This window comes from Novosphingobium sp. CCH12-A3 (assembly GCF_001556015.1).
GTDB classification, from domain to species: domain Bacteria; phylum Pseudomonadota; class Alphaproteobacteria; order Sphingomonadales; family Sphingomonadaceae; genus Novosphingobium; species Novosphingobium subterraneum.
Genome location: NZ_LSIA01000004.1, coordinates 1 through 3,071, shown reverse-complemented (window position 1 = coordinate 3,071; position 3,071 = coordinate 1). Strand labels below are relative to the sequence as shown.

5 protein-coding genes are annotated in these 3,071 nt (G+C 59.9%); 1 reads left to right on the top strand and 4 read right to left on the bottom strand.

Annotation, left to right across the window (positions count from 1 at the left end):
• The first annotated feature begins 63 nt into the window (after nt 1–63).
• Nucleotides 64–270, top strand: a complete 207-nt coding sequence (locus AX703_RS27090; protein WP_156451850.1) for a hypothetical protein — start codon at nt 64–66, stop codon at nt 268–270.
• A 543-nt stretch (nt 271–813) separates the two neighbouring features.
• Here the strand turns inward: AX703_RS27090 and AX703_RS00070 are convergent.
• From AX703_RS00070 to AX703_RS00055, 4 genes are all read right to left on the bottom strand, one after another.
• A complete protein-coding gene (locus AX703_RS00070) occupies nt 814–1,026 on the bottom strand; it encodes a hypothetical protein (protein ID WP_039338035.1) in 213 nt (70 codons plus the stop codon).
• A gap of 88 nt (nt 1,027–1,114) precedes the next feature.
• Complete coding sequence (locus AX703_RS00065) at nt 1,115–1,474, bottom strand: hypothetical protein (protein ID WP_197423565.1); 360 nt, start codon at nt 1,472–1,474, stop codon at nt 1,115–1,117.
• Nucleotides 1,464–2,456, bottom strand: coding sequence for a methyltransferase (locus tag AX703_RS00060; protein ID WP_062341722.1), 993 nt, complete (start codon nt 2,454–2,456; stop codon nt 1,464–1,466). The genes AX703_RS00065 and AX703_RS00060 overlap by 11 nt, the downstream gene beginning before the upstream one ends.
• Nucleotides 2,457–2,630: 174 nt before the next feature.
• A complete protein-coding gene (locus tag AX703_RS00055) occupies nt 2,631–2,945 on the bottom strand; it encodes a hypothetical protein (protein WP_062341719.1) in 315 nt (104 codons plus the stop codon).
• Nucleotides 2,946–3,071: the final 126 nt, after the last annotated feature.

Sequence of the window (3,071 nt, the reverse complement as noted above, 5' to 3'; positions counted from 1 at the left end):
ACCAACTATTTTATCGCCGCCGGGTATGAGCCAGAGTGATCGGAATCTGCTCTAGTTCGGCGGATGATCGACGAAGATATCATGTCTGGCACTCCAGAAGCAAAACAAGGGCTTTCCCGGCTGATCGGGCATGATTTGCGTCTGGGCGGTACTATTTCGCCTGTGTCTGTGGCGATCCAACGCCTTGCTCCATTGCTTGCGAGGCGTTTCGAAGAACGCGAGTCGGCACTCGCCATTGAAGATCAAGCGCATTTTCGCTGTGACAGATAGGGTTTTTCCCAATCCCAATTCAACTGGTTAGACGCCCATCTGTCACAGCTTTTCCGAAATCGCAGTCCAGCTGCGACCCCGGCACTTCACTTCGCTCTGCTAGCCATCAAAGCATTTCAGAAATCGCGGTCCAGCTGCAACAACGCCCTAAGCGTCAAGCGAGCGACGACAATATAGCACTCTGGAAATCGCGGTCCAGCTGTAGCGCGATTCGGACCCAGATGGGACCCATTTGAGGAATGGTAAGGCCCAAAGTCGCGCGACCTTTATCGCCTGCATCTGACCAGCCCAAAGCCCTTCCAAGCAGCCAGACAGAATCTTTCGCTAGCCACCAAGTCGAAGGCTGCCCGGCTTCCTGCACGTCGAGATTAGCGTGTTCTGGCTTGCGAAAGGCACTCCTCAATCAGCACGTGTTCACAACCGCTGGTTCCTATAGCGTTGAACCTCAATGAAGCTTCCCAGATCTCTTCGCGCCGGATCAGGTTGGGATAGCCTGTCAACCAGCCAGCGCCCGGCATGATCCGCTCGCTTTGGACTGGTGCGTCACTCTTGTGGCATGGGCAGCACGGGAGCCTTCGAAGCAGCTTTCAGGGCCATTTCCAGCTCGGTGACCACCTTGTCGGGCCCGCCGGCTGCGTCGAAGGCAAAGTCGATCGGCTTGGATGAACACTGCAGCAGTTCGCCGGCGCTGCCTTCCTCCACCGCGTGAAGAGCAAAATAGTGACCGTGATCGATGATGCGATAGGACCAAGCCATAGCCGCGCACTCCGCTACCCCGTCCAACGGCGCAACGGCGCAGGGGGCCGCTGGTTTCACGGCGCCGGGATTCAATGCAACGTCCCCGTCAGTGCCGCAGCCTGGACAACCTCCGCCGGTTGGCCACCACGGCCTTGCGATAGTGCACAAGACAGGCGCTCGCGGCCGAGTATGGCGTCCGTCCAAGCTGCCCAGTGATTGCGCGTTGTTGCAGTTCCAGGGCAGTACCGATCTTCTCGGAAACCATCAGCAGCACTTCGTGTTGCGAGCGGGCATCCCAGGTGGTGAACCTCGCAAGGCGCAGGGCGATCACCGCAGACGCTTCTGCCGCCAAGGTCCAGCTTTCAAGCCCGAGGCTCATCCAGTTCGAAATGCGCATATGGGTGAAGCGCTTGGTCCGGTCCATCGTTCCCGGCAACTGTTCGCCGCGCTCGGTTTCATCGGGCATTGGCTGTACGGGCTTTCTGGCCATGCCGCGTGAAAACCGCTGAAATGAGCGCTATGCGCTCGACAGCGGCATAGGCGTCAGTTTCTAGCTCCTCGCCGAAGACGTCCGGATCGATCTCCTGATAGCGGAAGTCGCAGTCGTAGCCCGATGCCATCGCACCAAGCGCTTCGTGCAGGTGATCCTGCCCGCGAAGGATCGCACTGCCGGTATAGAGGATGAACTTTCCTCCGGACGACAGGCGCTCCACTGTTGCAACGGCCATGTCATAAGCGACCTGACCTCCGTGCATGTCGCCGCCGTCACGATAGGCACGCGCTTTGCGGTCGATCATGTAGGGAGGATTGGCCAGGGCAATGTCGATGGGCCCGCGGACGCCGTCGAGGGTCTCCCCCTGGACCGAACGAACCCTGATGCCCGCTGCGCAGGCGTTGATCCGGGCCAGACGCAAGGCGTTCGGGTTGATATCGGTCATGGTCAACTGGAGACCCGGCTGTACCTGCGCGGCCGTGATGGCGCCCACCCCGGACCCGGTGCCGATGTCTACGAGGTGGCAACCATCTGCCAGGGCAAGCGGTGCGAGTTCGCGCTGGACGAGGCTTGCGAAACGATAGCTGTCCGGCCCGAAGAAGACGGCGTCTTCCGAAATGGTCGGGTAGGAAGAGTGGAGATACAGGTCGGTGCCGAGACTGGAGACGCGCAAGGTGCACTTCCATCGCCCGTCCCGAAACCTGTCGAGCGCGCCGGCTGCGTCGAGGAGGTCGCGGATCTCCGGATCGAGCAGGTCCTTGGCGAACGGCATGTTCCATCCCAATGCGTCGCGCAGGTCTGCGGCATCGCGTGTCGGCTCGCGGGCACGGATCCGCGCGTGCGTCGCCGGAGTTGGCGTGACGAAGACATAGCGCCGCGCCTTCAAGGCACGCAGCAGCGCAACGAGAGCCTGATCTGGAGCGGACAGAGGGTTTTCTGGTGTCGGATCAAACATCAGCAATCAATGTCTGATCCATGGAATCGTTGCGGCAGGAGTGCACCGCAGCGGCTGGAAGTTCCCACTCAGCCTCCATGCTTGTTCGCCAGCTGGCGGGCAGCCGCGGCCAGCCACGCACGAGCGTCGTCCGCCCTTGCTGCCGGCAACATGATCCGGGCTAAGCTCGTCAGCCTAGCGGGCGTATGGTGGCGCCTCAGCCCTGAACGTGAACGACGGCGCGCTTGCCGCGCCGAGAATCTCTTCCAGCGAACTGATGACTGCCGCCTTCATCAGCTCGGGATCAACAGCGCCTGAGGCCTCGAATGCGGCGTAATCGGCACTTCGCAATGCCAGAGCTTCAAATTGCGCGATCCAGAGTGACGGATCATCGGCATTCTTCGCTGCCATGGGCAGCAGGCATGAGATCAGTGTTCTTAAAGTATTGATATGTATGGCCATCGTCGCCACAGAATATTGCTGCTCGTCTGCATTTGAATTCACGACCATTTGACCCCCCCCCGGTGCAAGTCATGCGGGCCATACGTATGCAAAGCTTATTCGCCAAGCGGATAAACTTTAGAGCCCGATCCGAAACTAAGTTGAGTGGTATCAGTGGGTTAGCTTGACGACCCG

What these genes read in the sequence shown, in the direction of transcription:
- AX703_RS27090 (WP_156451850.1), top strand. Translation starts at nt 64, where the DNA reads ATGATCGACGAAGATATCATGTCTGGCACTCCAGAAGCAAAACAAGGG.
- AX703_RS00070 (WP_039338035.1), bottom strand. Translation starts at nt 1,026, where the DNA reads ATGGCTTGGTCCTATCGCATCATCGATCACGGTCACTATTTTGCTCTT.
- AX703_RS00065 (WP_197423565.1), bottom strand. Translation starts at nt 1,474, where the DNA reads ATGCCCGATGAAACCGAGCGCGGCGAACAGTTGCCGGGAACGATGGAC.
- AX703_RS00060 (WP_062341722.1), bottom strand. Translation starts at nt 2,456, where the DNA reads ATGTTTGATCCGACACCAGAAAACCCTCTGTCCGCTCCAGATCAGGCT.
- AX703_RS00055 (WP_062341719.1), bottom strand. Translation starts at nt 2,945, where the DNA reads ATGGTCGTGAATTCAAATGCAGACGAGCAGCAATATTCTGTGGCGACG.